Source organism: Lysobacter sp. ESA13C (assembly GCF_019970005.1).
GTDB lineage: Bacteria > Pseudomonadota > Gammaproteobacteria > Xanthomonadales > Xanthomonadaceae > Lysobacter > Lysobacter antibioticus_B.
Genome location: NZ_JAHXYK010000005.1, coordinates 108793 through 135280, shown reverse-complemented (window position 1 = coordinate 135280; position 26488 = coordinate 108793). Strand labels below are relative to the sequence as shown.

Below are 26488 nucleotides of genomic sequence, written 5' to 3'. Positions count from 1 at the left end.
GCCATCGAAGGGGGCTTAGGGTAGGAGCGGCGTCCTACTGGATTTCCTTCGGTCACAAGCCGCGGCCACGTCGCAACGGCCTCGCGGCGATCGCACCATTGCCGATGATCTGCCTAGCTTCTCCGCCTTTGTTGTTGCTTTTGCTTTTGCTGTGCGTAGTCTCACACTTGCGAAGGCCATAGAAGACCCGGAGGGCGGCGCGCAAGGATGCGCGCCGTTTTTCATCGGGACAGGGATGTCCCGTATGAAAAAGCCCCGCGTATGCACCGCGCGTGCGGGCCCTTGATTCAAAGAAAAGCATTTTTCTTTGGTTACCTTTCTTTTGTTGCTTATGACAAAAGAAAGTAACCCGCCGCTTTAGTGGCGGAAGCTTTAGGCGTTTGATCTTGTTTGTATGAAAGCCATAAGCGAGAGCAGAGCTTCCGTCCGCTAACGCGGCCGGGTTACTTTCTTTTGCTAAGCCCAAAAGAAAGCTAACCAAAGAAAAGGGCTCTCCTTGCAAGGGCACAGGCCACGAGTGCGATGCCTGCGCCGGGATTTTCCGATAAGACGTCCCTGTCTTATCGGAAAACGGCGCACGTCCTGTGCGCCGCCCTCCGGGTCTCCACTTGACCGGCAAAGCGGCAAAGCAGATCAAAATCTCGGCAACAGCAACGGCAACGGCAACGGCAACGGCAGGATTCTTATGCCAACGACCGCCACAAGAGGCCATTGCTTGCACCGCGCCGTCGTTGCGGCATAGTGCCTGCCTCCACCTGCCGCTCGTCGTGCCCGATCTATGACCGCCTGCCCCGTGTCGCCGTCCGTCTCCGTCCCCGCGCGCCGGCTCGACCGCAAGGACGCGCGCACCCTGCTGCTGTCGGCGCTCGGCGGTGCGCTGGAGTTCTACGACTTCGTCATCTTCGTGTTCCTGACCGCGATCCTGCGCCAGTTGTTCTTCCCGCCGGGCATGCCGGGCTGGCTCGCCGAGCTGCAGGTCTACGGCATCTTCGCCGCGGGGTATTTGGTGCGCCCGATCGGCGGCATCGTCATGGCGCATTTCGGCGACCGCTCCGGGCGCAAGCGCATGTTCGCGCTGAGCGTGTTCCTGATGGCATTGCCGACCCTATGCATCGGACTGTTGCCGACCTATGCCCAGATCGGCATCGCCGCGCCGCTGTTGCTGTTGTTCCTGCGCATCGTCCAGGGCATCGCCATCGGCGGCGAAGTGCCGGGTGCATGGACCTTCGTCGCCGAGCACGCGCCGCCGGGCCGGGTCGGTTTCGCCTGCGCCAGCCTCACCGCCGGCCTGACCGCGGGCATCCTGATCGGCTCACTGATCTCGACCGCGATCAATACCTGGTTCGCGCCGGCCGAGGTGCTGGGCTGGGCCTGGCGCGTACCGTTCCTGATCGGCGGCGTGTTCGGCTTCCTCGCCGTGTACCTGCGGCGCTGGCTCAGCGAGACGCCGGTGTTCACGGCGATGCGCGAAAGCCGGCAGTTGGTGCGCGAACTGCCGCTCAAGCAGGTGCTGCGCGACCATCGCGCCGGCGTGGTCCTGTCGATGTTGGTGACCTGGCTGCTGACCGCGGCGATCGTGGTGATCATCCTGATGACGCCGACCCTGGTGCAGAGCCAGTTCGGCATCGCCCCGCAGCGCGCGTTCCTCGGCAACAGCCTGGCCGCGTTCTGCCTGACCCTCAGCGCCATCGCCGGCGGCCTGCTGGTCGACCGGCTCGGCCGCGGCCGCGCCTTGCTGATCGGTTCGCTCGGCGTGTTCGCGAGCAGCTTCGCGCTGTACTACGACCTCAACCACGGCGGCGCCAACTTCCTGCCGTTGTACGCCTTGGCCGGCGTGTTCGTCGGCGTGGTCGGGGTGGTCCCGGCGGTGATGATCGCCGCGTTCCCGGCGCCGGTGCGTTTCTCCGGGCTGTCGTTCTCGTACAACGTCGCCTATGCGGTGTTCGGCGCACTGACACCGCCGTTGATCGGCACCTTGGCGCCGAAGCTCGGCGGCATGACCGCCGCTTATTACGTCATGGCCGTGGCGGTGATCGGCGTATTGGTGTCGGTGTATCTGCTCAGGACCAAGCAGCGCTTTCACGAGCATTGAGCGAAGGAGCTTCAGCTCGCGACCGGAACAAGAGCAAATCCCCCACGGCCGCTGTGCGGCCGTTCGCCCCCTTTTCCAAAGAGGGCTACAGCAGAGGCGGCGGCCGCGAGCGAATGCCGCGGCGGCTGACGCCCACGGCGCGGCCATGAGCGCCGCTGCGACAGGTCCGGATCAGCAGACCATCACGAAGTAGCTGCCGAACAACCACAGGCCCAGCATCCATAGGCAAAGCATGGCCACCAACGCGGCCAGCAGCAGCGGCAGACGCCGTGTCCACTTCATGCCGCGAGTCGCCCGCACTGCGCCGAATACCGCGGCGAGTCCCAGGACGAAGAACAGGCCCAACATGCCGAAGCCCAGCGCCCAGAACACAGGGCCCTTCTCGCCGGTGCCGGGCGGGCATTGGGTGGTCGCGCCGGCCCACTGGGGCCATGACGCCGCGAGCAGCACAGCCCAGCTCAGGCCGCTCCGGTTCGATCCATCGATTCGTTTCATCGCGCTCTCCGCATCCATGCTCACGATCGTATCGCAGGGCCGCGGCGCGCATTCGACGATGCGACTCTTCACCGGTGGCTTCGAGAGTACCGGCCTCGACCGTGCCGCTCTCGGCACGGTGGCCTTCGACGTAGCAACGGCCGGTGCCTTACAAGCCCGCCGCGCGCTTCCAGAAGTAGTGCGTCAGCGGCGGCAGCTTGCTGGCCAGGCCGAGCATCGGTCCGCGCAGCAGGGTCGCGGCGACATCGTCGTTCGAGAACACCCGGTTCAAGCCCTCGAAGCCGTAAGCGGCGAGGGCGTTCTCGCTGCGCCGTTCGCGCGCCCAGCGGGCCAGGCGCGTCGGCGACCCCGGGTCGAGTCCGCGTTGGTGCGCCTGTTTCAGGCTGCCGCGCAATGCGGCGATGTCGCGCAGGCCCAGGTTGACGCCCTGCCCGGCCAGCGGATGCACGACATGGGCGGCATCGCCGGCGACCACCACACGCCCGGAGACGTAACGTTGGGCCAGCTGACGTCGCAAGGGGAACGCCGCGCGTTGCGAGACTCGCGTCAAGGCGCCCAGGCGCCCGGCGAAGGCGCGTTCGAGTTCGATCAGGAACGAGGCGTCGTCGCTGGCCAACAGGCGCTCGGCTTCCGCCTCGGGCAAGGTCCAGACGATCGAGCTTCGCCGGTCGCGCGCACCGGCGTCGCCGAGCGTCGGCAGGAACGCCAACGGCCCGCCCGGCAGAAAGCGCTGCCAGCAGGTCGCTTCATGACTCAGCTCGCTGTCGACATAGGCGACCAGGCCGCGCTGGGCGTAGTCGTGCGTGGGGGCGTCGATGCCGCTGAGGCGGCGCAGCTTGGATTCGGCGCCGTCGGCGGCGACCACCAGGCGTGCGCGCAAGCGGCGTCCGCCTTCGAGGATCACGCCGACGCTGTCGGGTGCGTCGAGTTCGAGCGATTCGACTTGATCGGGGCAATGCAGTTGCACGCCGGCCGCGGGCAGGGCCGCCCACAGTTTGTCGACCAATAAGGCGTGCTCGACGATCCAGCCCAGTTCGCGACGGCCGAAGGCGTCGGCATCGAAATGCAGCTCGCCGCCGCCGGCCGCGTCCCACACGCGCATCGCGCGGTAGGGTTGCAGGCGCGCCTCGCGCACGCTCGACCAAACGCCCAGGTCGTTCAACAACGCAGCATTGTCGGGGGCGAAGGCGTACACCCGCAGGTCCGGCCGCTCTGCGTTCCAACGCGGCGGCTCGCGGGTTTCGACCAGGGCCACCTCGAGTCCGTCGCGGGCGAAGGCCAGCGCCGCCGCCGCGCCGACCACGCCGGCACCGACCACGACCACGTCGAGCAGATCGCGCCGGCTCATGCGCGCCCTCCGAACGAGCGAAGGCCGTCGTGTTCGCCGCGGCACAGCGCCGGCACGTCGCCGCGATAGCCCATCGCGCCGCCGACCAGGAACGATTGCGCGCTCGGCAGGCGATCGACGGCGAACAGGCCCAGACTGCGCAGCGGACGCATCAGGCCGCTGTCGTTGGCGGCCAATCGCGCCGCGCCGTCGGAAAACGCGACCGTGCGTTCGCGGTCGGAGGCGCGTCGCTGCGCGTAGCGTTCGAGCAAGTCGTCGGCGCCGCAATCGACGGCACCGCCGGCAGCGCCCGTTGCGAGCTGCCGTTCGATCAGTTCGGCCAGGGTCATGGCATCGCGCAGGCCGAGGTTGAAGCCCTGCGCGCCGATCGGGTGGATGGTCTGGGCGGCGTTGCCGACCAGCACCGCGCGCCGTTCGACGGTGCGCCGGGCCAGCACGCGGATCGCCGGATACAGGCTGCGCGCGCCGCAGGCGAGGAAGCGCCCGGCGCGCCAGCCGAACGCCTCCTGGGCGCGGGCGATGAAGCCGGCTTCGTCGAGCGCGGCGACTGCATCGACATGCGCAGTCGCGACGCTGTGGATCAGGCCGTAGTGGCGATCGCCGCGCGGCAGCAGCGCGGTCGGGCCCTCGGCGCCGAGCCGCTCGTAAGCGGTGCCGTCGGGCGCGCGTTCGCCGCGCAGCCGGGTCACGAACAACGTCTGGCCGTAGTCGTATTCGTCGGCGCCGATCGCGAGCGCGTCGCGCACGCCGCTGCGGGTGCCGTCGGCGGCGACCAGCAGGCGCGCGCGCAGGACCCGTTCGCCGGCACCATCGGCGACCCGGATCGCGCGCCAGGCCGGGTCGCCGTCGGCGAGGCCGACGAAACGCACCGGGCGGTAGCGCTGCAGGCGCGGTAGTTCGGCCAGGCGCGCTTCCAGCGCCTCGCCGAAATCGCGTGCGACCACGATGCGGCCGAACTCCTCGCGGCCATAGCGCTCGGCTTCGAGCACGGCGCGGCCGAAATCGCCGCGCCGGCTGATGTGGATGCGCCGGATCGAGCCGGTCGGCGCGCGCAGCTTGGCCAGCACGCCGAGCGCGCTCAGCGCGTTGACGGTGGCTTCGGCGAAACTCAGGTTGCGTTCGTCGAACACCGCCGGCAACGAACCCGGCGGCGCCGCCTCGACCAGGCCGACATCGAGGCCGAGCCGGTCCAGGGCGATGGCGAGACTGGCGCCGACCAGACCGCCGCCGACGATCAGGACGTCATGGCTGGCGTGCACCGCGGAGTCGGCCGCGGCGGGCGTGGCGGGGGCCGGCGTGGCTGCAACCGGCGTCTGCCTATCGGGTGTGTCTACGTCTGGATTCATGCGTTCATGATACGACCGCGCTCGCGGCGAGTCTGTCGGCGGCGGCCCGGAACCTGTGCACGGGGCGGTCATCGTTGCGAAGGATCAAGCACTTAGCATCGGATCGGGCTGCGATCCGTTCACGGTGGACGGCAAACCGGCACTTTCGCCGCAGGTTCCTTAGAATGGCCGGATTGGCGCGCCAGTCCGGCGTCAGGAGCCAGAGTCATGAAGCCGAACACCCAACGCAGCCTCGTCCTGGCCTTGCTGGCCCTGTTGATGGTCGCCACCCGCGTCAATCACTGGACGCCGATCCCCGACGCCTCCTGGGCCGTGTTCTTCATCGGCGGCTTCTATCTGCGCCAGTGGACCCGCTGGGCCTTCCCGGCGCTGATGGCGCTGGCCGTGGCCGTCGACTACGCCGTGATCACCCGCCAGGGCATCAGCTTCTGGGATCACTATTGTGTCTCGGCGGCGTACTGGTTCCTGGTCCCGGCCTACTTCTCGATGTGGGCCGGCGGCCTGTGGGTCGCGCGCAACTACAAGCGCAGCTGGGGCACGCTCGGCCTGACCGTGGTCGCACTGCTCGCCTCGACCGCGGTCTGCCAACTGCTGAGCCAGGGCAGCTTCTACTGGCTGTCGGCCTCGGTCGCCGAGAAGACCGTCGCCGGCTGGGCCGCCAACTACTTCCAGTGGCTGCTGCCCTACCTGCAGACGACGGCCACCTATGTCGGCATCGCCGCCGTGGTCCAGGCCATCGCCGCGTCCGCGGCCAAGTCGAAGGCGTCGACGACGCACTCCGACGACGCCCGCAAGCTCTGACCGAGCGCGTCATCGATGGGCAACCGTCTCTCGAAAATCTACACGCGCACCGGCGACGACGGCAGCACGGGTCTTGGCGACGGCAGCCGCATCGCCAAGGACTCGGCGCGAGTCACCGCCTACGGCACGGTCGACGAAGCCAATTCGACGATCGGCCTGGTGCTCGCCAGCGAATTGCCGGACACGATCCGCGAACAACTGGTGGCGATCCAGCACCAGATGTTCGACCTCGGCGGCGAGCTGTGCATCCCGGGCCATGCGGCGATCTTCGACGCCGATATCGACCGCCTCGAACAATGGCTCGACGGCCATAACGACGATCTGCCGCCGCTGAAGGATTTCATCCTCCCCGGCGGCGGCGAAGCCGCGGCGCGTTGCCACATCGCCCGCACCGTGGTGCGCCGCGCCGAGCGCGAGACCGTCAGCTTGGCGCGCCTGGACAGCGTGCGCCCGGAAGCGGTGCGCTACCTCAACCGCCTCTCCGACCTGCTGTTCGTGCTGGCCCGCGTGCTGGCGCGCGCGAGCGGGCACGGCGAGGTGCTGTGGAACCACGAGCGCCGCAAGGGTTAGCGATGCGCATCTACACGCATCCGGCCTGCACGCGCCACGACCCGGGTCCGGGTCATGCCGAGCGGCCGTTGCGTCTGGTCGCCGTCACCGAAGCCCTGCGCGAAGCCTATCCCTCGCTGGACTGGCACGAAGCGCCCGGCGCCAGCCGCGGCCAATTGCTGCGCGCGCACGGCGATGCCCTGCTCGCGCTGATCCTCGACACCCAACTCGACGGCCCGATGTCGCTCGACCCCGACACCGTGCTCGCGCCCGGCTCGGCCGAAGCCGCGCTGCGCGCCGCCGGCGCCGGCATCGCCGCGGTCGACACGGTGATCAAGGGCGAGGAGAAACGCGTGTTCTGCGCGGTGCGCCCGCCCGGCCACCACGCCACCGGCGATGCCGCGATGGGCTTTTGCCTGTTCAACAACATCGCCGTCGCCGCCGCCCATGCCTGCGACAAACACAACCTGGCGCGGGTGGCGGTGATCGATTTCGACGTCCACCACGGCAACGGCACCCAGGCGATCTTCGACACCGACCCGCGGGTGATGTACGTCAGCTCGCACCAGATGCCGCTGTACCCGGACACCGGCTACGCCCACGAACGCGGCGTAGGCAACATCATCAACGCCCCGTTGCTGGCCGGCACCGGCAGCGAAGGCTTCCGCAAAGTCTGGCGCGAACATCTGCTGCCGACCGTCGACTCGTTCCGACCGCAACTGGTGCTGATTTCCGCCGGCTTCGACGCCCATCGCCGCGACCCGCTGGCCCAGGTCGAGCTCGACGGCGAGGATTTCGCCTGGATCACCCGCGAGCTGGTCGCGATCGCCGAACGCCATGCGCTGGGGCGCGTAGTCTCGATGCTGGAAGGCGGCTACGACCTGGCGGCCCTGCGCGAGAGCGCGGTGGCGCATGTGGGCGCCTTGATGGAGTGAGGCGCCGGGCGCCTGGGGCGCGGTGGTGACGCCCTTTTTTGGTTTCGTTCCGTGGCCGTTAGCTCAGCGCTACGCGGCAAGTTGCGTCGCGAGAACGCAGCAACGCGGTCGCGGCTTGTGACCGAAGGAAATCCAGTAGGACGCCGCTCCTACCCAGAAGCAGTTTCGCGGTTGCCGTTGCCGTTGCCGTTGCCGTTGCCGAGATGTTGATCTGCTTTGCTGCTTTGCCGGTCAAGCGGAGACCCGTAGGGCGGCGCACAGGACGTGCGCCGTTTTTCGATAGGACAAGGATGTCCTATCGAAAAATCCCGGCGCGGGCATCGCACTCGTGGCCTGTGCCCTTGCAAGGAGAGCCCTTTTCTTTGGTTAGCTTTCTTTTGGGCTTAGCAAAAGAAAGTAACCCGGCCGCATAGCGGACGGAAGCTCTGCACTTGCTTATGGCTTCTTCATGAGCAAGATCTAGATCAAACGCTAAAAGCTTCCGCCACTAAAGCGGCGGGTTACTTTCTTTTGTCATAAGCAACAAAAGAAAGGTAACCAAAGAAAAATGCTTTTCTTTGAATCAAGGGCCCGCACGAGCGATGCATACGCAGGGATTTTTCATACGGGACATCCCTGTCCCGATGAAAAACGGCGCGCATCCCTGCGCGCCGCCCTTCGGGTCTTCGATTGCCTTCGCGAGTGCTGAGCTGCGCACAGCAACAGCCAGGGCCCGGCCACGGTCACGGACGCATCGGCCTCCACGGGCAGGGTCGCACCGGCTTGGGACTCACGGTCGCGGCTCACGCCGCTCCTACAGGGATGGTTTGCGGCGCTATGTGCTCAAGCAAGGCGGGAGCGCCCTCCTTGTAGGAGCGACGTGAGTCGCGACCACGCGACCAAGCAGTCCCTACAGAGAGTTACCGGACCACCGGACCAGGCCTCAGCCTACCGGCTCCGCCTCGAACCCCAAGGCCGCCGAGTTGATGCAATAGCGCAAACCGGTCGGCCGCGGGCCGTCGGGGAACACGTGTCCCAGGTGCGACTGGCAGCGCGCGCATTTGACCTCGACCCGGCGCATTCCGTGACTCTCGTCGGCCACCTCGGCCACCGCTTCGGGCCGCAAGGGCTGCCAGTAGCTCGGCCACCCGCTGCCGGAGTCGTACTTGGCCTGCGAGGAGAACAGGGCCTCGCCGCAGGCGGCGCAGGTGTAGGTGCCGGCTTCCTTGTGGTTCCAGAACCGCCCGGTGAAGGCCCGCTCGGTCGCCGAGCAACGGCAGACGGCGTATTGCTCCGGGGATAACTGCTCGCGCCATTCAGCTTCGCTCTTCTCGACCGATGCCGGGGGGGGACTGGGAAGCTGGCTCATGACTCCTCCGATGGGGCGGTCGCGTTCCGGGAAAATGAACGCCGATGCCGCTTAGATGGCGCCCGCGTTGCCCGCTTGCAAGGGATACGGCAAGCTAACGACCGTTTTTCCGTCCACCGGATGCTCGCGTGCGCAAACCCCTTCGCCTGCTCCCGTTGTCGCTGTGCATCGCCATCGCCCTGCCCGCTTATGCGGCGGACGACAACGAGAATTGGGGCCTGTGTCCGCTGATCGACGCCGTGCCGTCCTTCGACGACGCCCCGACCCCGACCGGCACCGCCGAACAGCGCGCCGAGCAGCCGACCGATATCGACGGCGGCACCCTGCAACGGGCCGGGACCGACGACAACATCGTCGTCCAGGACAATGTGCGCTTGAGCCGCGGCGACCAGTTCCTGGGCACCGACAAGCTCAGCTACAACCAGGAATCGGGCAAGTACACGGCCGAAGGCCATGTCCGTTACCAGGATTCGAGCATGCGCTTGGTCGCCGAGCGCGCCGAGGGCGACCAGAACGCCGACCAGCACCGCATCGACGACGTCGAGTACCAATTGACCGCACGCCGCGGCAACGGCGGCGCCGAGCGCATCGAGCTCAACGGCCCCAAGGGCGCCCTGCACGGTTCGACCTATTCGACCTGCGCGCCGAACCAGCGCTCCTGGGAGCTGCGCGCCCACCGCATCGACATCGACACCGCCGAAGGCATGGGCGTGGCGCGCAACGCCACCCTGCGCATCGGCAAGGTGCCGGTGCTGTACGTGCCGTGGTTCGTGTTCCCGGTCGACGACCGCCGCCGCACCGGCCTGCTGTATCCGAACATCGGCCTGTCGGGCAAGAACGGCTTCGACTGGCGCCAGCCGATCTACCTCAACCTGGCGCCGAACTACGACGCCACCCTGTATCCGCGCTACATGAGCAAGCGCGGCCTGGCCATGGGCGGCGAGTTCCGCTGGCTGTACGGCAGCGGTTCCGGCGAGGTTTCGGGCAACTGGATGCCGAACGACGACCTGGCCGGCAACGACCCGGGCCGCTACACCGACTACCGTCGCGACCCGCCAGGCCCGTTCCAGATCCCGCGCGACCGCATGCCGGAGAAGAACCGCGGCGAGTTCGCGCTGAAGACCACCCACCGCCTCGACGGCACCTGGTACGCCGCCGCGAATCTGGCCTGGGTCAGCGATAAGTACTACCTGCAGGATTTCAGCAACAGTCTGTACGGCCAGTCGGCGATCTCGCTGCGCAGCGAGGTCGGCCTGTACGGCCGTGGCCGCTATTGGGACGCAAGCCTGATCGCCGACCACAGCCAACTGGCCGACTTCACCCTGCAGGAAAACTCGCTGGCCTACGACCGCCTGCCGCGCGCGACCTTCCATTGGGCGCAGCCGTTCGGCAAGTGGGTCGAGGCCGGCGTCGACACCGAAGCGGTGCGTTTCCAGCACGAAGACGTCAAATTCACCCCGGGCGATCCGAACGCACCGATCGGCCTGCGCCGCGACATGCCCGGCGGCAGCCGTTTCGACGTCAAGCCCTACGTCAGCTTCCCGCTCGAGGGCGCGAGCTGGTTCATCCGCCCCAAGCTGGCCTGGCGCTACACCGCCTATGAGCTGGAGCGCGGCATGGCCCAGCAGATGGCCGAGCAGCAGGCCGCGGCCTTCGTCGCCGCCAACCCGACGGTGCCCAACACGCCGGCGCTGGTGCGCAGCTTCTACGACAAGTCGCCGAGCCGCAGCCTGCCGATCACCTCGATCGACGCCGGCATGTACTTCGATCGCGAGACCGAGATCCGCGGCGACCACTACCTGCACACCCTGGAGCCGCGCGTCTTCTATCTGCGCGCGCCGTATCGAGACCAGGCCGGCATGCCGCTGTTCGACACCAACCCGATGTCGTTCAGCTGGGGCGCGCTGTTCCGCGACAACCGCTACACCGGCGCCGACCGCCAGACCGACGCCAACCAGCTCACCACCGCCCTGACCACGCGCCTGATCAGCCAGGACGACGGCCGCGAGCGGTTGGCGGCGAGCATCGGCCAGATCCAGTATTTCGACGACATCCGCGTCGTCGCCGGCGCCGAAACCCCGATCAAGCAGGGCAAGTCGGCCTGGGTCGCCGACGTCAGCGTGTCGCCGAGCGACCGCTGGACGATCAACGCGACCTACCAGTGGGATCCCAAGCTGCGCAGCGAGGATCTCGCCAGCCTGCGGGCGCGCTACCTGTTCGGCAACAACGGCGTGGTCAATTTCGGTTATCGCTACCGCCGCGACCTGTCGGTGGCGCCGACCGCGCCGAAGGACAGGCGCGACCTGTTCGAGCAGGCCGACTTCTCGTTCCTGTATCCGATCAACGACAACTGGAGCGTGGTCGGCCGCTACTACTACTCGATCAAGGACAAGCGCGCGCTCGAACAGATCGCCGGCGTGCAGTGGGAAAGCTGCTGCCTGGCGGTCCGCCTGATCGCCCGCCGCTACCAGCGCAACCGTTCCGAAGACCTCAACAGCTCGCTTCAGGTGGAGTTCGAGCTCAAGGGCCTAGGCTCCGCCGGCCAGAACACGGAGCGCGTTTTGCGCCGTGCTATTCTCGGTTATAACCGCGACGACCTGTATCTGGCGCCGCCGTCTCCCACGGTCAGCCGCCAAAATCGCGGCAACGACGCCGAATCGACTCTCGACCCGACCCTATGAACAAATTCTTCGCGAGCCCGCTCCTGGCGAGCCCGGTTTTGGCAAGTCTGCTGGCCGCCGGCCTGCTGTTCGGCGGGAACGTCCGGGCTCAGGATCTGCAGCCGATCGACCGCATCGCGGCCGTGGTCGACGAGGACGTGATCCTCAAGACCGAACTCGACCGCGCGATCGCCAACATCATGAATCAGTACGCCGGCCGCAGCGACCAGCTGCCGCCGCGCGACGTGCTTGAGCGCCAGGTGCTCGAGCGCCTGATCCTGCTCAAGATCCAGGTCGCCCAGGCCCAGGGCACCGGCGTGCGGGTGACCGATCAGGAAATCGACCAGGCCATCGGCGGCATCGCCAACTCGAACAAGATCAGCGTCGACCAACTGCGCCAGCAGTTGGCCCGCGACGGCAGTTCCTACAACGATTTCCGCAGCTCGATCCGCGACGAACTGCTGGTCCAGCGCCTGCGCCAGCGCTTCGCCCAGACCCGCATTTCGGTCAGCGACGCCGAGATCGACGCCGCCCTGGCCGCGCAGGCCAACACCGGCACCCAGTACCACCTTGCCCACATCCTGATCGCCCTGCCCGAAGGCGCCACGCCCGAGCAGATCGCGACCGCACAGAAGAAGGTCGAGGGCGTGAAGACGCTGATCGACAAGGGCGAGATGGACTTCAACGCCGCCGCCGTGCGCTATTCCGACAGCCCCAACGCGCTGGAAGGCGGCGATTTGGGCTGGCGCAGCCTGGACGAAATCCCGGCCGCGTTCGGCGAGCTGATGCGCAACATGAGCGCCGGCCAGGTCACCGCCCCGATCCGCGGCCCGAGCGGCTTCCAGTTGCTCAAGCTGGTCGAAGTCCGCGACGCCTCGCAATCCGGTCCGAAGCTGGTCACCCAGTTCCATGCCCGCCACATCCTGGTCCGCATCAGCGACACCGTCAGCGAAGCGCAGGCCAAGGCCAAGGCCGAGACCCTGCGCGCCCGCATCGCCGGCGGCGCCAAGTTCGAGGACGTGGTCAAGGAAAGCTCGGAAGACCTGACCTCGCAGGCCAAGGGCGGCGACCTGGGCTGGTTCACCCAGGACGAGTTCGGCCCCGAGTTCGGCGGCGCCGTCGCGGCACTGGCCGACAACGAAATCTCGCAGCCGATCCACAGCCAGGCCGGTTACCACATCGTCCAGCGCATCGGCAGCCGCCAGAGCGACGTTGCCGACCAGAGCAAGCGCGCCCAGGTCCAGGAGACCATCGGCCGTCGCAAGCTCGAGGAAGAATGGAACCGCTACCTGCGCGAGAAGCGCGGCGAAGCCTTCGTCGACTTCCGCGTCGGCAAGGGTGCCGAAGAGACCACCGCGCCGGCGGAACCGGCCAAGCCGGCCGCGTCCGGCGGCTGACGTGACCCTGCCCCGGCTCGCGCTGGTGCCGGGCGAGCCGGCCGGCGTCGGGCCGGAGCTCTGCCTGCGGCTGATCCAGCAGGCGCGCGACTACGACCTGGTCGCCTTCGCCGATGCGCGCAGCCTGCGCGCCGCCGCCGACGCACTCGACCTGCCCCTGACCCTGCTGCCGCCGGACCGCCCTTCGCGGGCTCCCGGCGAGCTGGCCCTGGTCGAAATCCCCAACGCCGTCGTCCCCGCCTTCGGCCAACCCGACCCGCGCAATGCCGCGGCGGTGATCGGCGCGTTGCGCGCCGGCGCCGAGGGCTGCCTGCGCGGCGAATTCGACGGCCTGGTCACCGGCCCGGTGCACAAGGCGGTCATCAACGAGGGCGGCATCGCCTACAGCGGCACCACCGAGCTGCTCGCCGAACAGGCCGGCTGCGAGGTGGTGATGCTGTTGGCCAACGACATCGTCCGGGTCGGCCTGGCCACCACCCATCTGCCGCTGCGCGCGGTCGCCGACGCGATCGAACCGATCTCGCTGGCCCGCACCCTGCGCATCATCGAGACGGCGCTGCGCCAGGACTTCGGCATCGCCGAGCCGGTGATCGCCGTGCTCGGCCTCAACCCGCATGCGGGCGAGGCCGGCCACATGGGCCGCGAGGAAATCGAGGTCATCGAGCCGGTGCTGGCCGCGCTGCGCGCCCAGGGCCTCGACCTGGTCGGCCCGCTGCCGGCCGACACCGCCTTCCTGCCGGCCAAGCTGCGCGGTTTCGACGCGGTGCTGGCGATGTACCACGACCAGGGCCTGCCGGTGCTCAAGTACAGCGGCTTCGAGCGTGCGGTGAACATGACCCTAGGACTACCCTATCCGCGCGTCGCGGTCGATCATGGCACCGCGCTCGACCTCGCCGGCCGCGGCCTGGCCGATCCGTCCAGCCTGATCGCCGCCGCCGAAACCTGCGCGCGCATCGCGCGCACCCGCCGCAGCACGTCCGGAGGCACGCCATGACCGGCACGGCCAGATCGCATGCCAAGGGCTTCAAGCCCGAGGCCAAGAAACACCTGGGCCAGCACTTCCTGCACGACGGCGGCATCATCGCCATGATCGTGCAGGCGGTGGACCCCAAGCCCGGCGACCATCTGGTCGAGATCGGCCCGGGCCAGGGCGCGATCACCTTCCCCTTGCTCGACCGCCACGGCGAACTGACTGTGATCGAGTTCGACCGCGACCTGATCTTCCCGCTGACCGACGGCGCACGCGCCCACGGCACCCTGGAAGTGATCCACCGCGATGTGCTGACCGTGGATTTCACCGCGCTGGCCAACGAGGACAAGATCCGCCTGGTCGGCAACCTGCCCTACAACCTGTCCTCGCCGATCCTGTTCCATGCCCTCGACCATGCCGCGGTGATCCGCGACATGCACTTCATGCTGCAGAAGGAAGTGGTCGACCGCATGGCCGCCGGCCCCGGCAGCAAGGTCTTCGGCCGCCTCAGCGTCATGCTGCAGGCCTACTGCCAAGTGATCGCCCTGTTCGATGTGCCGCCGGGCGCATTTCGTCCGCCGCCGAAGGTCGATTCGGCCGTGGTGCGGATGATTCCGCATGCGCCCGACAAGATCGGCATCGTCGACCACGCCCTGTTCGCGCGCGTGGTCCGCGATGCCTTCGGCCAGCGCCGCAAGACCCTGCGCAACGCGCTGTCGCAGGTCTGCGACGGCGCCGCGATCGAGGCCGCCGGGCTGCGTCCGGACGCGCGCGCCGAGCAGATCGAAGTCGCCGATTTCGTGCGCCTGGCCAATGCGCTCGCCGCCAGCGGCGCGGTCCTGGCCGAGCCCGGCAAGAATTAGCGCCTGCGCCGCGGGCCTGCGGTCCGCGGTGCGTTCGTACCTTGCGGTCCTGGCCGCGACGATGCGCCGCCGTGCATGCGACGCGCCCGAAGCGCCGCCATCGCGGCCGAGCGTCGATGCAGGTTTTGTGCCGACTGCGGACCGCGGTCCGGCGGCGCATCTCGGCTTTCGCGGCGTCCACGCAGGCCGCTCACCGATTATCACGACCGGCGGGGCGGCCCACGATTTCGGCCGAATGTCGTTATTTTCACGACTCATTCCCGCTTCATGCCCGCTTTGCTTAAACTGCCGCCATGGAACACCACCACGACTATGCTTTCGACATCGATGTGGCGACCCGCTACCTGGACGACCAGTCCGAACCGGAGCAGGACCGCTACGTCTTTGCCTACACCATCCATATCCGCAACGCCGGCAAGATTCCCGCGCGCCTGATGTCGCGCCACTGGGTCATCACCGACGCGAACGGCAAGGTGCAGGAAGTGCGCGGCGAAGGCGTGGTGGGCGAACAACCGTGGTTGCGTCCGGGCGACGACTACGAGTACACCTCGGGCGCCGTGCTGGAAACCAGCTTGGGAACGATGGAAGGCAGTTACGCGATGGTCGCCGACGACGGCACCCGCTTCGACGCGCAGATTCCGCCGTTCACGCTCACCATCCCGCGCACCCTGCATTGAGCGCGGACCACGTATGAGCGTTTGGGCAATAGGCGACCTCCAGGGCTGTTACGACGCGACCCAGCGCTTGCTGGAACGGATCGCCTTCGATCCGGCGCGCGACACGCTGTGGTTCTGCGGCGATCTGGTCAACCGCGGCGGGCAGTCGCTGGAGACTCTGCGCCTGGTGCATTCGTTGCGCCAGAACAGCATCGTCGTGCTCGGCAACCACGACCTGTCGCTGCTCGCGATCGGCGAGCGCACCGAGGAAGAGCAGCGCAAGGTCAACCCCGACCTGCAGCGCATCGTCCTGGCCGAGGACCGCAACGAACTGCTCGGCTGGCTGCGCATGCAGAAGCTGGTCCAGGTCGACCGCAAGCTCGGCTGGATGATGGTGCACGCCGGTCTGGCGCCGAAGTGGACCACGACCATGGCCGAGCGCCATGCGCGCGAGGTCGAGGAGCGCCTGCACGGCGACCAGTACCGGCGCCTGCTCAAGAACATGTACGGCGATCGCCCGGCCTGGAATCCCAAGCTGGCCGGCATCGACCGCCATCGCGCGATCATCAACATCTTCACCCGCCTGCGTTATTGCACGCCGCGCGGCCGCATCGCCTTCGAGGACAAGGGCAGCCCGGGCACCCAGCCGGTCGGCCTCTACCCCTGGTACGAAGTGCCGGGCCGCGCCGAGCGCGACCTCAAGATCGTCTGCGGGCACTGGTCGACCCTCGGCCTCTTCATCGGCCACGGCGTGCACGCGATCGACACCGGCGCGGTCTGGGGCGGCAAACTCACCGCGCTGCAACTCGACACCGACGAGTTGCGACTGGTGCAGGTGCCCGGTCGCGACGTGCCGGCCAACCCGCCGCGGCCGCGTCCGCCGCGCCCGCCGCAAGGGCAGCCGAAGTAAGCCGGTGCGCCAGGGACGGTCGCGGCCACTGCTGAAGATCGCGGCCCTCGCGGTCGCCGCCGCCTGCGCCGCCTGTTCGCGCGCACCGCAGCAACCGGCCTCATCGGGCGCGCCGTCTGCTATACAACCGGCGGCCTCATCGCGCGATGTCGCGGCGTCGCCGCCGTTGGTCGTCGCCGCGCGCGCGCAGATCGGCGTGACCCGTCTCTACGACCCGGCCTATGTGCGTTTGTCCTATCCCGGCGGCGATGTCGCCGCCGATCGCGGGGTCTGTACCGACGTGGTGATCCGCGCTCTGCGCACCCAGGGGCTCGATCTGCAGCAGGCCGTGCACGAAGACATGCGCGCGAACTTCGCCGCCTATCCCTCGAACTGGCGCGCAAGCGCGACCGATCGCAGCATCGATCACCGCCGCGTGCCGAACCTGCGCCGCTGGTTCGAGCGCCAGGCCTGGTCGCTGCCGGTCAGCGATCGCGCCGCCGACTATCGCCCCGGCGATCTGGTCACCTGGGACCTCGGCCGCGGCGTGCCGCACATCGGCATCGTCTCCGACCGCAAATCCTATCGGGGCCGGCCGCTGATCCTGCACAACATCGCCCGCGGCACCCAGGAAGACGACCTGCTGTTCGACTACACCATCACCGGCCACTATCGGCCGAAGTTGGACCGCGGCAGCGCGAGCGTGGCGCGCCGATAGCCGTCATCCCCACGAAGGCGGGGACCCACCGGACTCATCCCTGCAGAACCCGCGCGACGGCGGCTCCAAGCTTAAGCGCCGTCAGGCCTATGCCTCGTTCTCGCAAGTCTCTTCCTTGCCGTCATCCCCGCGAAGGCGGGGATCCAAAGCCGCCGGATTCACCCGGGCAGAGCCTTCACGACGGACTCGCCCGTCAATCCATTCCCAAGCGCAGGTAATCGACGAACTCGAACGCGAACTCGTTGCGCTCATCGGCTGCATGCGCCTCGCGCGAAATCACGCGCCATTCGGCGGCATCGAAGCGCGGGAAGAAGGCATCGGCGCCTTCGACTTCGGTATCGACCCGGGTCAAATGCAAACGCGTGGCCGCGGCCAGGCACAGCGCATAGACCTCGCCGCCGCCGATCACGCACAACTCGGCGGCGCCGTCGCCCTGCGCCAGTTCCAGCGCCTGTTCGACCGAGCCCACCGCTTCCATGCCGGCGAACGGCACCTCGTTCGAGCGGGTCAGCACCAGGTTGCGCCGGCCCGGCAACGCGCGTCCCAGCGACTGCGCGGTCTTGCGCCCCATCAGCAGCGGCTTGCCGAGAGTCAGCGCCTTGAAGCGTTTGAGGTCGTCGGAAAGACGCCACGGCAAGGCATTGTCGCGGCCGATGGCGTGGTTGCGGTCGAGTGCGGCGATCAGGCTCAGGCGCGGAGTTGCCGATGCGGTCATTGCAAAGCCTCGTCGAGAATCTTCGATAAGCGAGTACGCGGCGTGGAGCCATCGGCGGTGTCGAACTCGATATCGTCGAGTTTCCACACCCCGTCCTCGCGCCGCATCAGCGCATCGTCGCGCCACTGCCGCCCGGGGCCCTGCCCCTCGGGCAAGTCGCTGCCGGTCAGCAGGATCTGCACACGCTCGGCGTCGACGCTGATAGCGGTGCGCCGGCCCAGCGCGAACGAAAGAATCATTTCGTCCTGCGCCGCACTGCTGAATACATCGCCTTCGATCAGAGGCGGCTTCAGGTCCGGATGCGCGGCAATGAACGCGGTTTGTGCGCGTTGCGCACGCTCCAGGCGTTGCCACAAGGCGCGAGTCAACAGCGGCCGGTAGGCGGCCAGGCGCGCGCCGCGCGGCAGGCCCGAGGCGAAGCCGGACATGGCCGGCGCACCGTCTTCGCCATAACCGCGCAGATGAGCGCGATAGAACGCGGCGGCGGCCGCATCGCTGCGAGCCGTGTCGTCGGCCGTAGCCGGCGCAGCCGGCGCCGCGGCCGGCCGACGATCGGCGCGCTCGCTCGTCGTCCCGCATGCGCTCGCAGCAAGCGCGATCGACAGGGCCAAGCACGGGCCGGCAATGGAAGGTCGCAGCATGATCGCTCCTGCGGCGCCAACGGCGGCGCCGGAAGCGGTCACACTAATCCGGCGCGCGTTCAAACCGCGTCTAGCATAGTCGTGCCAAGCCGCTCGCTCACACCGCGACCGGCGCCTTGATCGCCGGCAGCGGGTCGTAGCCTTCGATGGCGATGTCGTCGTAGCTGAAGCCGAAGACGTCCGTGACCTCGGGATTGAGCTTCAACTTCGGCAACGCGCGCGGCGTGCGCGAAAGCTGTTCGCGCGCCTGCTCGTAGTGGTTCGAATACAGGTGCGCGTCGCCGAGGGTGTGGACGAAATCGCCGACGCCCAGGCCGCAGACCTGCGCGACCATGTGGGTCAGCAGCGCATAGCTGGCGATGTTGAACGGCACGCCGAGGAAGATGTCGCCGCTGCGCTGGTACAACTGGCAGCTGAGCTTGCCGTCGGCGACGTAGAACTGGAACAGGGCGTGGCAGGGCATGAGCGCCATCTGCGGCAGGTCGGCGACGTTCCAGGCGCTGACGATCAAACGGCGCGAATCGGGGTTGCGCTTGATCTCGTCGACGACCCAGCGGATCTGGTCGATCTCGACGCCTTGCGCGCCGGCCCAACGCCGCCACTGCTTGCCGTAGACCGGGCCGAGTTCGCCATCGGCATCGGCCCACTCGTCCCAGATACTGACCTTGTGCTCTTTCAGGTAGGCGGTGTTGGTCTCGCCCTTGAGGAACCACAGCAGCTCATGGACGATCGAGCGCAGGTGCAGTTTCTTGGTGGTGACCAGCGGGAAGCCGGCGTTCAAGTCGAAACGCAGCTGCCAGCCGAACACGCTGCGCGTGCCGGTGCCGGTGCGGTCGGATTTCTCGGTGCCGTGCTCCAGCACGTGACGCAGGAGATCGAGGTATTGCTGCATGGCCTCAGCCCTTCGCCGGTTCGGCCGCGAGCGGCTGCGGTTGCAGGGTCGGCGAGCGCGTCGACAGCCACAGCCAGAACAGGCCGAGCAGGATCAGCGGCACGCTCAACACCTGGCCCATGGTCAGCCAGCCGAACGCGAGGTAGCCGTGATCGCCGATCTGCGCATCGGGCACGCGCACGAACTCGACCAGGAAACGGAAGCAGCCGTACAGCAGCGCGAACAGGCCCGACACCGCATAGCGCGGACGCGGCTTGCTCGAGAACCACCACAACGCGACGAACATCACCAGGCCTTCGAGCAGCGCTTGATAGAGCTGCGAAGGATGGCGGGCGAAACGGTCGAGACCGCCGCCGGCGAATTGGGTCTGCAATTGCTCGGCGGTCCAGCCGGCGAATTCCGGCGCGCGCGGGAAGATCACGCCCCAGCCGGCCTCGGTGGTCTTGCCCCACAACTCGCCGCCGATGTAGTTGCCAAGGCGGCCGAAACCGAGACCGGGCGGCACCAACGGGGCGACGAAATCCATCACGTCGAAGAAATGCGTGCGTTGCCGATGCGACCACCACAGGGCCGCGGCCATCACCCCGAGCAGGCCGCCGTGGAAGCTCATGCCGCCTTCCCAGATGCGGAACAGCATCAAGGGGTCCTTGAGCAGTTCGGCGAAGTTGTAGAAGACCACGTAGCCGATGCGGCCGCCGAGGACCACGCCGAGCATGGCGTAGAACAGCAGATCGCCGTAGGCCTGCTCGCCGACGCCGGGCAGGCGCCCGTCACGGATGCGGCGCCGCCCGAGCCACCAGGCGGTGACGAAACCGAGCAGATACATGATCCCGTACCAGTGGACTTGCAGCGGGCCGAGAGAGATCGCGATCGGGTCGATCTGGTGCAGGATGGTCATGCGGCGTGACGATTCTTGAGGGACGATGACCGCCGTATTGTGCCCCACGCGGCCTGTACGAGGGGCGCCGCCGAGGCCCCCGAATCGGCACGGACACAGTGTTCCGGAAGCGATCCGGCCCATTGCGGCAAACTCGCGCATTGGCCCCGATGGGCAAGGCCCGGCCGACCCTGGAGCCCGCCGACGCCGATCGGCCCGCTTACAGCAGGACCGGGCGATCCGGCAATTCGTTGCCGTCGTCGAGCGCGCCGCGCGCGCGCGGGAACTGTTCGGCGACGATGTCCGACAAGGCGGCGATGCCGCCGAGCACCGCGGCCTCGGCATCCCCGGCGCTCAAGGCCTGCTGGATGTCGTCGCAGACCGCCTGCCAGCGCTCATGGCCGACCCGCGAGGCATAGCCGCGATCGGCGACGATCTCGATGCGATGGTCGGCCAACAGCAGATACAACAGCACCCCGCTGTTGCCGGCGGTGTCCCAGACCCGCAGTTGGGCGAAGGCCTCATGCGCCGCCGCGCGCGCATCCTGGCCGGCAAACAGCTCTCGCAGCGGCAAGCGCTCCTCGACCGCGAAGCAGATCTGGCCGTGATGACGCGACTCGCTGGCCGCGATGGCCGCGGCGATGCGTTGCAGGCTGGCTTCGGGAAACAACCGTCGGGCCGAAGGCGCACACAGATGACGGAGCCAACGCATCACCAACTCCCCGAGGCGCCGCCGCCTCCGCTGGAACCGCCGCCGCCCGACCAGCCGCCACCGCCTCCACCGCCACCACCGCCGCCCCAACCGCCGCCACCGTAGCCGCCCCAGCCGCCGCTGCGGACGAACTGCCCGCCGCTGCCGCCGAGCAGGCCGACGAACAAACCGATCAACGCCGTCAGGCCGACCAGCCACCAGGCCAGCGACAACAACCAGGCGATGCCGCCGACGACCAGCCCGGACGCGAGCCCGCGCACCAGCGCCGGCAGCCGGCCGAGCACGGCGCGCACGAACTGCCCGCCGAAGATCGCGATGAAGAAGGCGAGCACCCAGCCCTCCTCGCCACCTCCGTCGTCCTGGGTCTGGCGCGCCATCGGCGGCGGCAGCGGTTCGCCGTCGATCAACTTGACCAGCATGGCGGTCGCGTCGACCAGGCCGCCGGCGTAGTCGCCGGTGCGGAATTTCGGCGCGAGGTATTCCTGGATGATGCGGCCGGACTGGGCATCGGTGATCGCGCCCTCCAGGCCGTAGCCGACTTCGATGCGCACGCGGCGGTCGTCCTTGGCCACCACCACCAGCACGCCGTCGTCGACGTCCTTGCGGCCGAGCTTGAACTGTTCGTAGGCGCGCACCGCATACGAGTCGATGTCCTCCGGCGCGGTGCTCGCCACCACCAGCACCTGCAACTGGCTGCCCTTGCGCTGCTGCAGCGCACGCGCCTGTGCTTCCAATTGCGAACGGGTGGCGGCGTCGAGCGTGCCGGTGGTGTCGACCACCGGCGAGGTCATCGCCGGGATCGCAGCCGAAGCCTGCGCCCGCACCGGCAACGCCGCGAACGCCAATAGCACGACGCTCAGGCAGACGGCGACCCAGGCGACGGGCGTGCCGTGGCCGAACCCGCGCGTGCGTGCGGGGAACGCCGTCATCGGACGGCGATCAGCCCTGCGCCGGAGCGGGCTGCGCCGCGGCAGGCGGCGTGCTGGCCGGCGCTGCGGGCGCCGGCTGGCCGAAATCGACCTTCGGCGCTTCCTGGATCTCGGCCGGGTTCTCGACGGTGAAGTTGGGCTTGGTCGAGTAACCGAACAGCTTCGCGGTGAGGTTGGTCGGGAACTGGCGGATGTAGGTGTTGTAGTCCTGGACCGTGCCGATATAGCGCTGGCGCTCGACCGTGATCCGGTTCTCGGTGCCTTCGAGCTGGGTCTGCAGGCTCAGAAAGCTCTGGTCGGCCTTGAGCTGCGGGTAATTCTCGCTGACCACCAGCAAGCGCCCGATCGCCCCGCGCAACTCGCCCTGGGCCTGCTCGAACTGCTTGAGCGACTCGGGATTGTTGGCGTCGACATTGATGCTGCCGACCTTGGCGCGCGCCTCGGTGACCTGGGTCAGCACCTGTTGTTCGTGGCTGGCGTAGCCCTTCACCGTGGCCACCAGGTTCGGCACCAGGTCGGCGCGGCGCTTGTAGACGTTCAGCACCTGCGACCAGGCCGCGGTGACCGCCTCGTCCTTCTGCTGGATGGTGTTGTAGCCGCAGCCGCTGAGCAGCGCGGTCAGCGCAAGCACGATCAAGGCTCGGAACATGGCGCGGACTCCTGCTGGGTGACGGCCGCATTCCAGCACCGGCCGCCGGCCGGCGCAATGGACGCGGTGTGACGACGCCGGCCCGCCCGGGGCGCTATAAGCGCGGCCCCAATAAGCACCGCCGCAAACACGAAGGGCCGGTAATCACTTGCCGGCCACAAACAGGAAGGGCCGGCAATCGCTTGCCGGCTACAAACAAGAAGGGCCCGCAATCGCTTGCCGGCCACAAACGGGAAGGGCCGGCAATCGCTTGCCGGCTACAAACAAGAAGGGCCGGCAATCGCTTGCCGGCCCTTGCGCTCGCTCGATCGATGCGGCTCGACGCTTATTCGGCGCTGAGGCGCCGGTTCGCGCGCTTCTTCGCCCACAGGTTCAAGCATTCCACCAGGGCCGAGAAGCCCATTGCGCCGTAGATGTAGCCCTTCGGGATATGCACTTCCAGGCCGTCGGCGATCAGATACACGCCGACCAGGACGATGAAGGCCAGCGCCAGCATCTTGATGGTCGGGTTGTGGTCGATGAAGTAGCCCAGCGGCTTGGACGCCAGCAGCATCACCGCCACGGCGAGCAGGATCGCGGCGACCATGACCGGGGTGTGGTTGGCCATGCCGACCGCGGCGATCACCGAGTCCAGCGAGAACACGATGTCGATGACCGCGATCTGGGCGATGACCGCCATGAACGAGGCCGCCGGCTTGGTGTGCACGTCTTCGGATTCGTCCTCGCCGACGATCAGGTCCTTGACCTCCATCGAGCCCTTCACCAACAAGAAGGCGCCGCCGAGGATCAGCACCAGGTCGCGCACCGAAATGCCCTGGCCGAATACGGTGAACAGATCGTTGGTCAGGCCGGCCAGCCAGGCCAGCGTCAGCAGCAGCGCGATACGCGAGATGCAGGCCACCGCGATGCCGAACTTGCGCGCCTTCTCGCGGCTCTCGTAGGGCAGCTTGCTGACCGCGATCGAGATGAAGACGAGGTTGTCGATGCCCAGCACGATTTCGATCGCGCTCAGGGTGATCAGGGTGATCCAGACTTGCGGATCGGTCAGCAGTTCAATCACGTGCGGCATACCTCAAGATGTCGATAACGAAGAAACCTGCGGACCGGATCCGCAGACGGCGCGCCGAGGGGCGCGCCGGTGGGCCGCCGTGGCGGCCCGGTGTAAGCCAGGCGATGAAGCCGGCCGGATGGCGTGGGCGGCCCCGGGGCGCGCTCAGCCCATCAAATGGGTCCACAGCCGGGGGCCGAGAATCGCCGCCCAGGTCAGCAGCACGTTCATCAGCAACACGAACACCGCCGCCGAACCCATGTCCTTGGCGCGTCCGGCCAGTTCGTGGAACTCCGGGCCGTAGCGTTCGATGACCGCCTCGACCGCGGAGTTGAGCAATTCCACGCTCAGCACCAGCAGGATCGAACCGATCAGCAGCACCCGCTCGACCCCGCTTTCGCCGAACCACCAGCCCACTGGCGCGAGGGCCAGGAACAGGTAGACCTCGAGCCTGAACGAGGACTCGTGCAGCCAGGCCGCGCGCAGGCCCTGGAACGACCAGGTCGCCGCTTTCAGGATGCGTCCGGGACCGCGAGGCAGATGCCCGTATTCGTCAGCCATGGAGGCGGACTCCCTGCGACGAGGGGACCGCGGCATTGCGACGGAGGCACTCGGGCGGAGACGGCTCGAAGGTCGGCATGGACGCGGGTCTCGATCGTGCGGGGCCGGGACAGGCCGGGCGCGGCCGACGGCCGCTACAGGGCGGGGATTTTGCCACAAGCCCGGCAGGGGCGCCCTGACGGCAGGCGGCCGGATCTCGGTTTTGGGTGGCCCGGGCGGGCTCGGGCGCTTGTGCGCGGGTGGGGTGAGGGAGTCGTAAGGCCCGATGAGATTCGGGTGAGGGGAAGTCAGACCGCGGCCTTCGAGGCTTTGGCTCCGGTTGTGGCTGTGGCTGTGGCTTTACCGGTCAAATGGAGACCCGGAGGGCGGCGCACAGGACGTGCGCCGTTTTCCGATAGGACAAGGATGTCCTATCGGAAAATCCCGGCGACAGCATCGCACTCGTGGCCTGTGCCCTTGCAAGGAGAGCCCTTTTCTTTGGTTAGCTTTCTTTTGGGCTTAGCAAAAGAAAGTAACCCGGCCGCGTAGCGGGCGGAAGCTCTGCTCTTGCTTGAGAGACACGCCGGAGGCCGCGAGAACGCGGTCGCGACTTGCGTCGCTCCTACCCTTAAAGCGGCGACCACTACACCTCAACCTCGCGCTGCTCCCGGCTGGAGCCCAGGGTAGGAGCGGCGCGAGCCGCGACCGGGCTGTCGCGGGTTTGCGGCGTATCGCTCAAGCAAGATCTAGATCTAGATCAAACGCCTAAAGCTTCCGCCACTAAAGCGGCGGGTAACTTTCTTTTGTCTAAAGCAACAAAAGTCCGCCTGGATTCCCTTCGGTCAAAAGTCACCAAAGAAAAATGCTTTTGCTTTGAATCACAGGCCCGCACGAGCGGTGCCTCCGCGGGGATTTTTCATACGGGACATCCCTGTCCCGATGAAAAACGGCCCGCATCCTTGCGGGCCGCCCTCCGGGTCTTCGATTGCCTTCGCGAATGCTGGGCGACGCACAACAAGAGCAACAGCAACAACGCCGCCATCGAATATCGAATATCGACGGCACAGCCTAAGGTTTCAGCCGGAATGAAAGATGCGACGCCAACTTGGCTACGAGTCGCGGCTTACGCCGCTCCTACAAGAGGGCAGCCAACATCCAGACGAGAACTCACCGTCGGGATCTGCGCCCCTTCTATCGCGAGGATTTCGCCACCGCCACATCGCGCTGCCAATAGCCACGCAACTGCTCGCGTTGCCGCAGGCTCAGCCCTTCGGTGCAGGCCTCCAGCAACTCGCTCGCAGCGGCCGCATCGCCGGCCGCCCAGGATTCCCGCGCCGCCTCCAGCAGGGCGCGGCGGCGTACGTCGAGGTTGCCGAACGGGTCGAACCAGGAATCCACGCGCGCGACATCCTTGACTCCGGTCCAGGCGAAACGCGCATCGCCGGCGTCGGCGGCGATGGCGCGGTAGCGCGCGATGGCCTCTCCGCGCTCGATCCGGCCTTGCAGCAGATCCAGGCGAACCCGGAACAGCCGCGCCTGCGGCGTTGCGCCGGCGGCTTCCAGCGCCGCCACCGCGCGTCCGACGTAGCCGTAATCCACCGGACCGGCTACCGATTGCTGGCCGAGCAGGTTGAAACTCGCAATCGCGGTGCGGTACTCGATGCGGTCGTGCGCCGCGATCGCCTTGGCATCGGGGCGGCCCAGCGACGACGGCTGCACCAGGCGCACGCCGGGTTCGTCCTTGAGGATCGCTTCGATATCGTGCTTATGGAATTCGCCCACGACCACCACCACCGTGCCGCCCGGATGCGCACGCGCCGCGGCGGCGATGCGCTGCGCCTGCAGATAGGTGCGGTAGAGATAGAGCCGGCGCGGCAGGTCGTTCTTGGCGCGGGCGGACGGCGTCGCCGCCCAGTTCGTCACCTTATGCAGCTTGGCCGGGTCGTCGGCATGGAAGAAGTCGCGCGTCGACGCTTCCTGGCCGAAGGCGAGAAAGCCCATGAAACCCTTGGCCGGGCGCAGCTCCGGCGGCGCGTCCAGGCTCAGGCCGAAGCCGAGCCGCTGGTCCTCCGCCGGCGGCTCCCAGTCGATCGGGCACAACTCGATCCCGTGCCGGCGTGCGAACGGCACCGCCACGTCCTGCACCTCGTAGGTGAACTCGTAGAAATCGCCGCGCGCGAACGCTTCCGGCGCGCGCTCGATGCAGATCGCATCGGGCTTGGCGCGATCGAGGAATGCGTCCAGCAGTGCCGGCTGGTCGCGCTCGGACACCAATTGCGCGGCGTGGTCGACGCCCAGGACGATCACCGTCGCCGGCGTCGCGCCGGCCTGCGTGGCCTGCGCGCCGAATGCCTGCGACGGAAACAGCAACAGCACCGCCAACCACCACTTGCTCATGTGCGCTCCGCTCCGATCCGA

The 26488-nt window shown here is 67.8% G+C and carries 26 protein-coding genes; 11 read left to right on the top strand and 15 right to left on the bottom strand.

All coding sequences use genetic code 11. The annotated features are described in order from the left end of the window. Positions 1 to 52: 52 nt before the first annotated feature. Positions 53 to 721: a hypothetical protein gene (locus LC490_RS11870; protein ID WP_223620298.1), complete on the bottom strand. Its 669-nt coding sequence runs from the start codon at positions 719 to 721 to the stop codon at positions 53 to 55. A gap of 57 nt (positions 722 to 778) precedes the next feature. On the opposite strand from LC490_RS11870, the gene LC490_RS11865 reads away from it, so the two are divergent. Next, the gene (locus LC490_RS11865) at positions 779 to 2092 is read left to right on the top strand and encodes an MFS transporter (protein WP_223620297.1); all 1314 of its coding nucleotides are present in this window, start codon (positions 779 to 781) and stop codon (positions 2090 to 2092) included. Between the two features lie 171 nt (positions 2093 to 2263). Here the strand turns inward: LC490_RS11865 and LC490_RS11860 are convergent, their stop codons facing one another. From LC490_RS11860 to ubiH, 3 genes are all read right to left on the bottom strand, one after another. Beyond that, positions 2264 to 2587, bottom strand: coding sequence for a hypothetical protein (locus LC490_RS11860; protein ID WP_223620296.1), 324 nt, complete (start codon positions 2585 to 2587; stop codon positions 2264 to 2266). Positions 2588 to 2735: 148 nt separating this feature from the next. After that, complete coding sequence (locus LC490_RS11855) at positions 2736 to 3935, bottom strand: FAD-dependent oxidoreductase (protein ID WP_223620295.1); 1200 nt, start codon at positions 3933 to 3935, stop codon at positions 2736 to 2738. Beyond that, the gene (gene ubiH / locus LC490_RS11850) at positions 3932 to 5194 is read right to left on the bottom strand and encodes a 2-octaprenyl-6-methoxyphenyl hydroxylase (protein ID WP_223620489.1); all 1263 of its coding nucleotides are present in this window, start codon (positions 5192 to 5194) and stop codon (positions 3932 to 3934) included. The genes LC490_RS11855 and ubiH overlap by 4 nt, the downstream gene beginning before the upstream one ends. Positions 5195 to 5488: 294 nt before the next feature. Here ubiH and LC490_RS11845 point away from each other — a divergent pair, with 294 nt between their 5' ends. Genes LC490_RS11845 through LC490_RS11835 form a run of 3 tightly spaced genes read left to right on the top strand, consistent with a single transcriptional unit; the run spans position 5489 to position 7566 of the window. Beyond that, the gene (locus LC490_RS11845; protein ID WP_051885429.1) at positions 5489 to 6082 is read left to right on the top strand and encodes a hypothetical protein; all 594 of its coding nucleotides are present in this window, start codon (positions 5489 to 5491) and stop codon (positions 6080 to 6082) included. 15 nt (positions 6083 to 6097) lie between these two features. Further along, positions 6098 to 6652, top strand: coding sequence for a cob(I)yrinic acid a,c-diamide adenosyltransferase (locus tag LC490_RS11840; protein ID WP_031374144.1), 555 nt, complete (start codon positions 6098 to 6100; stop codon positions 6650 to 6652). 2 nt (positions 6653 to 6654) lie between these two features. After that, complete coding sequence (locus LC490_RS11835; protein WP_223620294.1) at positions 6655 to 7566, top strand: histone deacetylase family protein; 912 nt, start codon at positions 6655 to 6657, stop codon at positions 7564 to 7566. Between the two features lie 922 nt (positions 7567 to 8488). On the opposite strand, the gene msrB is transcribed toward LC490_RS11835, so the two are convergent. Continuing rightward, the gene (gene msrB / locus LC490_RS11830) at positions 8489 to 8914 is read right to left on the bottom strand and encodes a peptide-methionine (R)-S-oxide reductase MsrB (RefSeq protein WP_031373877.1); all 426 of its coding nucleotides are present in this window, start codon (positions 8912 to 8914) and stop codon (positions 8489 to 8491) included. Positions 8915 to 9042: 128 nt separating this feature from the next. On the opposite strand from msrB, the gene lptD reads away from it, so the two are divergent. From lptD to LC490_RS11795, 7 genes are all read left to right on the top strand, one after another. Next, the gene (gene lptD / locus LC490_RS11825; protein WP_223620293.1) at positions 9043 to 11595 is read left to right on the top strand and encodes an LPS assembly protein LptD; all 2553 of its coding nucleotides are present in this window, start codon (positions 9043 to 9045) and stop codon (positions 11593 to 11595) included. Further along, a complete protein-coding gene (locus tag LC490_RS11820; RefSeq protein ID WP_031373879.1) occupies positions 11592 to 12971 on the top strand; it encodes a peptidylprolyl isomerase in 1380 nt (459 codons plus the stop codon). Before lptD ends, LC490_RS11820 begins: the two co-directional genes overlap by 4 nt. A 1-nt stretch (position 12972) precedes the next feature. After that, positions 12973 to 13965 (top strand): 4-hydroxythreonine-4-phosphate dehydrogenase PdxA, encoded by a 993-nt coding sequence (pdxA, locus tag LC490_RS11815; protein ID WP_223620292.1) that lies wholly within the window; start codon positions 12973 to 12975, stop codon positions 13963 to 13965. Continuing rightward, the gene (gene rsmA / locus LC490_RS11810; RefSeq protein ID WP_223620291.1) at positions 13962 to 14804 is read left to right on the top strand and encodes a 16S rRNA (adenine(1518)-N(6)/adenine(1519)-N(6))-dimethyltransferase RsmA; all 843 of its coding nucleotides are present in this window, start codon (positions 13962 to 13964) and stop codon (positions 14802 to 14804) included. Before pdxA ends, rsmA begins: the two co-directional genes overlap by 4 nt. A 293-nt stretch (positions 14805 to 15097) precedes the next feature. Next, entirely contained in the window at positions 15098 to 15481 is a 384-nt protein-coding gene (apaG, locus tag LC490_RS11805; RefSeq protein ID WP_031373882.1) for a Co2+/Mg2+ efflux protein ApaG, read from the top strand. Positions 15482 to 15494: 13 nt separating this feature from the next. Continuing rightward, positions 15495 to 16370, top strand: a complete 876-nt coding sequence (locus LC490_RS11800) for a symmetrical bis(5'-nucleosyl)-tetraphosphatase (RefSeq protein ID WP_031373883.1) — start codon at positions 15495 to 15497, stop codon at positions 16368 to 16370. A gap of 121 nt (positions 16371 to 16491) precedes the next feature. Further along, a complete protein-coding gene (locus tag LC490_RS11795) occupies positions 16492 to 17067 on the top strand; it encodes a DUF1287 domain-containing protein (RefSeq protein WP_031373884.1) in 576 nt (191 codons plus the stop codon). Between the two features lie 193 nt (positions 17068 to 17260). Here the strand turns inward: LC490_RS11795 and LC490_RS11790 are convergent, their stop codons facing one another. From LC490_RS11790 to LC490_RS11745, 10 genes are all read right to left on the bottom strand, one after another. Then, complete coding sequence (locus LC490_RS11790; protein WP_031373885.1) at positions 17261 to 17782, bottom strand: dihydrofolate reductase; 522 nt, start codon at positions 17780 to 17782, stop codon at positions 17261 to 17263. Then, positions 17779 to 18423, bottom strand: a complete 645-nt coding sequence (locus LC490_RS11785; protein WP_223620290.1) for a YbjP/YqhG family protein — start codon at positions 18421 to 18423, stop codon at positions 17779 to 17781. The genes LC490_RS11790 and LC490_RS11785 overlap by 4 nt, the downstream gene beginning before the upstream one ends. Positions 18424 to 18520: 97 nt before the next feature. Then, positions 18521 to 19315 carry a thymidylate synthase gene (locus LC490_RS11780; protein ID WP_223620289.1) on the bottom strand — a complete coding sequence of 265 codons (795 nt, stop codon included), beginning with the start codon at positions 19313 to 19315 and terminating at the stop codon, positions 18521 to 18523. A gap of 4 nt (positions 19316 to 19319) precedes the next feature. After that, positions 19320 to 20213, bottom strand: coding sequence for a prolipoprotein diacylglyceryl transferase (gene lgt / locus LC490_RS11775; RefSeq protein ID WP_223620288.1), 894 nt, complete (start codon positions 20211 to 20213; stop codon positions 19320 to 19322). A 199-nt stretch (positions 20214 to 20412) separates the two neighbouring features. After that, positions 20413 to 20904, bottom strand: coding sequence for a TPM domain-containing protein (locus LC490_RS11770; protein ID WP_223620287.1), 492 nt, complete (start codon positions 20902 to 20904; stop codon positions 20413 to 20415). Next, a complete protein-coding gene (locus LC490_RS11765) occupies positions 20904 to 21695 on the bottom strand; it encodes a TPM domain-containing protein (protein ID WP_223620488.1) in 792 nt (263 codons plus the stop codon). The genes LC490_RS11770 and LC490_RS11765 overlap by 1 nt, the downstream gene beginning before the upstream one ends. Before the next feature lie 148 nt (positions 21696 to 21843). Then, the gene (locus tag LC490_RS11760) at positions 21844 to 22482 is read right to left on the bottom strand and encodes a LemA family protein (RefSeq protein ID WP_036149658.1); all 639 of its coding nucleotides are present in this window, start codon (positions 22480 to 22482) and stop codon (positions 21844 to 21846) included. A 325-nt stretch (positions 22483 to 22807) separates the two neighbouring features. Continuing rightward, entirely contained in the window at positions 22808 to 23551 is a 744-nt protein-coding gene (locus LC490_RS11755) for a TerC family protein (RefSeq protein ID WP_031373892.1), read from the bottom strand. 144 nt (positions 23552 to 23695) lie between these two features. Then, complete coding sequence (locus LC490_RS11750; RefSeq protein ID WP_057918974.1) at positions 23696 to 24091, bottom strand: diacylglycerol kinase; 396 nt, start codon at positions 24089 to 24091, stop codon at positions 23696 to 23698. Between the two features lie 1170 nt (positions 24092 to 25261). Then, positions 25262 to 26467, bottom strand: coding sequence for a hypothetical protein (locus LC490_RS11745; RefSeq protein ID WP_223620286.1), 1206 nt, complete (start codon positions 26465 to 26467; stop codon positions 25262 to 25264). Between the last annotated feature and the right edge of the window lie 21 nt (positions 26468 to 26488).

Coding starts and splice junctions, on each gene's coding strand:
- apaG (WP_031373882.1), top strand. CDS start 15,098: ATGGAACACCACCACGACTATGCTTTCGACATCGATGTGGCGACCCGC.
- LC490_RS11760 (WP_036149658.1), bottom strand. CDS start 22,482: ATGTTCCGAGCCTTGATCGTGCTTGCGCTGACCGCGCTGCTCAGCGGC.
- LC490_RS11835 (WP_223620294.1), top strand. CDS start 6,655: ATGCGCATCTACACGCATCCGGCCTGCACGCGCCACGACCCGGGTCCG.
- lgt (WP_223620288.1), bottom strand. CDS start 20,213: ATGACCATCCTGCACCAGATCGACCCGATCGCGATCTCTCTCGGCCCG.
- LC490_RS11765 (WP_223620488.1), bottom strand. CDS start 21,695: ATGACCTCGCCGGTGGTCGACACCACCGGCACGCTCGACGCCGCCACC.
- LC490_RS11865 (WP_223620297.1), top strand. CDS start 779: ATGACCGCCTGCCCCGTGTCGCCGTCCGTCTCCGTCCCCGCGCGCCGG.
- LC490_RS11750 (WP_057918974.1), bottom strand. CDS start 24,091: ATGGCTGACGAATACGGGCATCTGCCTCGCGGTCCCGGACGCATCCTG.
- LC490_RS11820 (WP_031373879.1), top strand. CDS start 11,592: ATGAACAAATTCTTCGCGAGCCCGCTCCTGGCGAGCCCGGTTTTGGCA.
- msrB (WP_031373877.1), bottom strand. CDS start 8,914: ATGAGCCAGCTTCCCAGTCCCCCCCCGGCATCGGTCGAGAAGAGCGAA.
- LC490_RS11845 (WP_051885429.1), top strand. CDS start 5,489: ATGAAGCCGAACACCCAACGCAGCCTCGTCCTGGCCTTGCTGGCCCTG.
- LC490_RS11790 (WP_031373885.1), bottom strand. CDS start 17,782: ATGACCGCATCGGCAACTCCGCGCCTGAGCCTGATCGCCGCACTCGAC.
- LC490_RS11860 (WP_223620296.1), bottom strand. CDS start 2,587: ATGAAACGAATCGATGGATCGAACCGGAGCGGCCTGAGCTGGGCTGTG.
- rsmA (WP_223620291.1), top strand. CDS start 13,962: ATGACCGGCACGGCCAGATCGCATGCCAAGGGCTTCAAGCCCGAGGCC.
- LC490_RS11780 (WP_223620289.1), bottom strand. CDS start 19,315: ATGCAGCAATACCTCGATCTCCTGCGTCACGTGCTGGAGCACGGCACC.
- LC490_RS11770 (WP_223620287.1), bottom strand. CDS start 20,904: ATGCGTTGGCTCCGTCATCTGTGTGCGCCTTCGGCCCGACGGTTGTTT.
- LC490_RS11855 (WP_223620295.1), bottom strand. CDS start 3,935: ATGAGCCGGCGCGATCTGCTCGACGTGGTCGTGGTCGGTGCCGGCGTG.
- LC490_RS11800 (WP_031373883.1), top strand. CDS start 15,495: ATGAGCGTTTGGGCAATAGGCGACCTCCAGGGCTGTTACGACGCGACC.
- LC490_RS11745 (WP_223620286.1), bottom strand. CDS start 26,467: ATGAGCAAGTGGTGGTTGGCGGTGCTGTTGCTGTTTCCGTCGCAGGCA.
- LC490_RS11755 (WP_031373892.1), bottom strand. CDS start 23,551: ATGCCGCACGTGATTGAACTGCTGACCGATCCGCAAGTCTGGATCACC.
- LC490_RS11785 (WP_223620290.1), bottom strand. CDS start 18,423: ATGCTGCGACCTTCCATTGCCGGCCCGTGCTTGGCCCTGTCGATCGCG.
- LC490_RS11840 (WP_031374144.1), top strand. CDS start 6,098: ATGGGCAACCGTCTCTCGAAAATCTACACGCGCACCGGCGACGACGGC.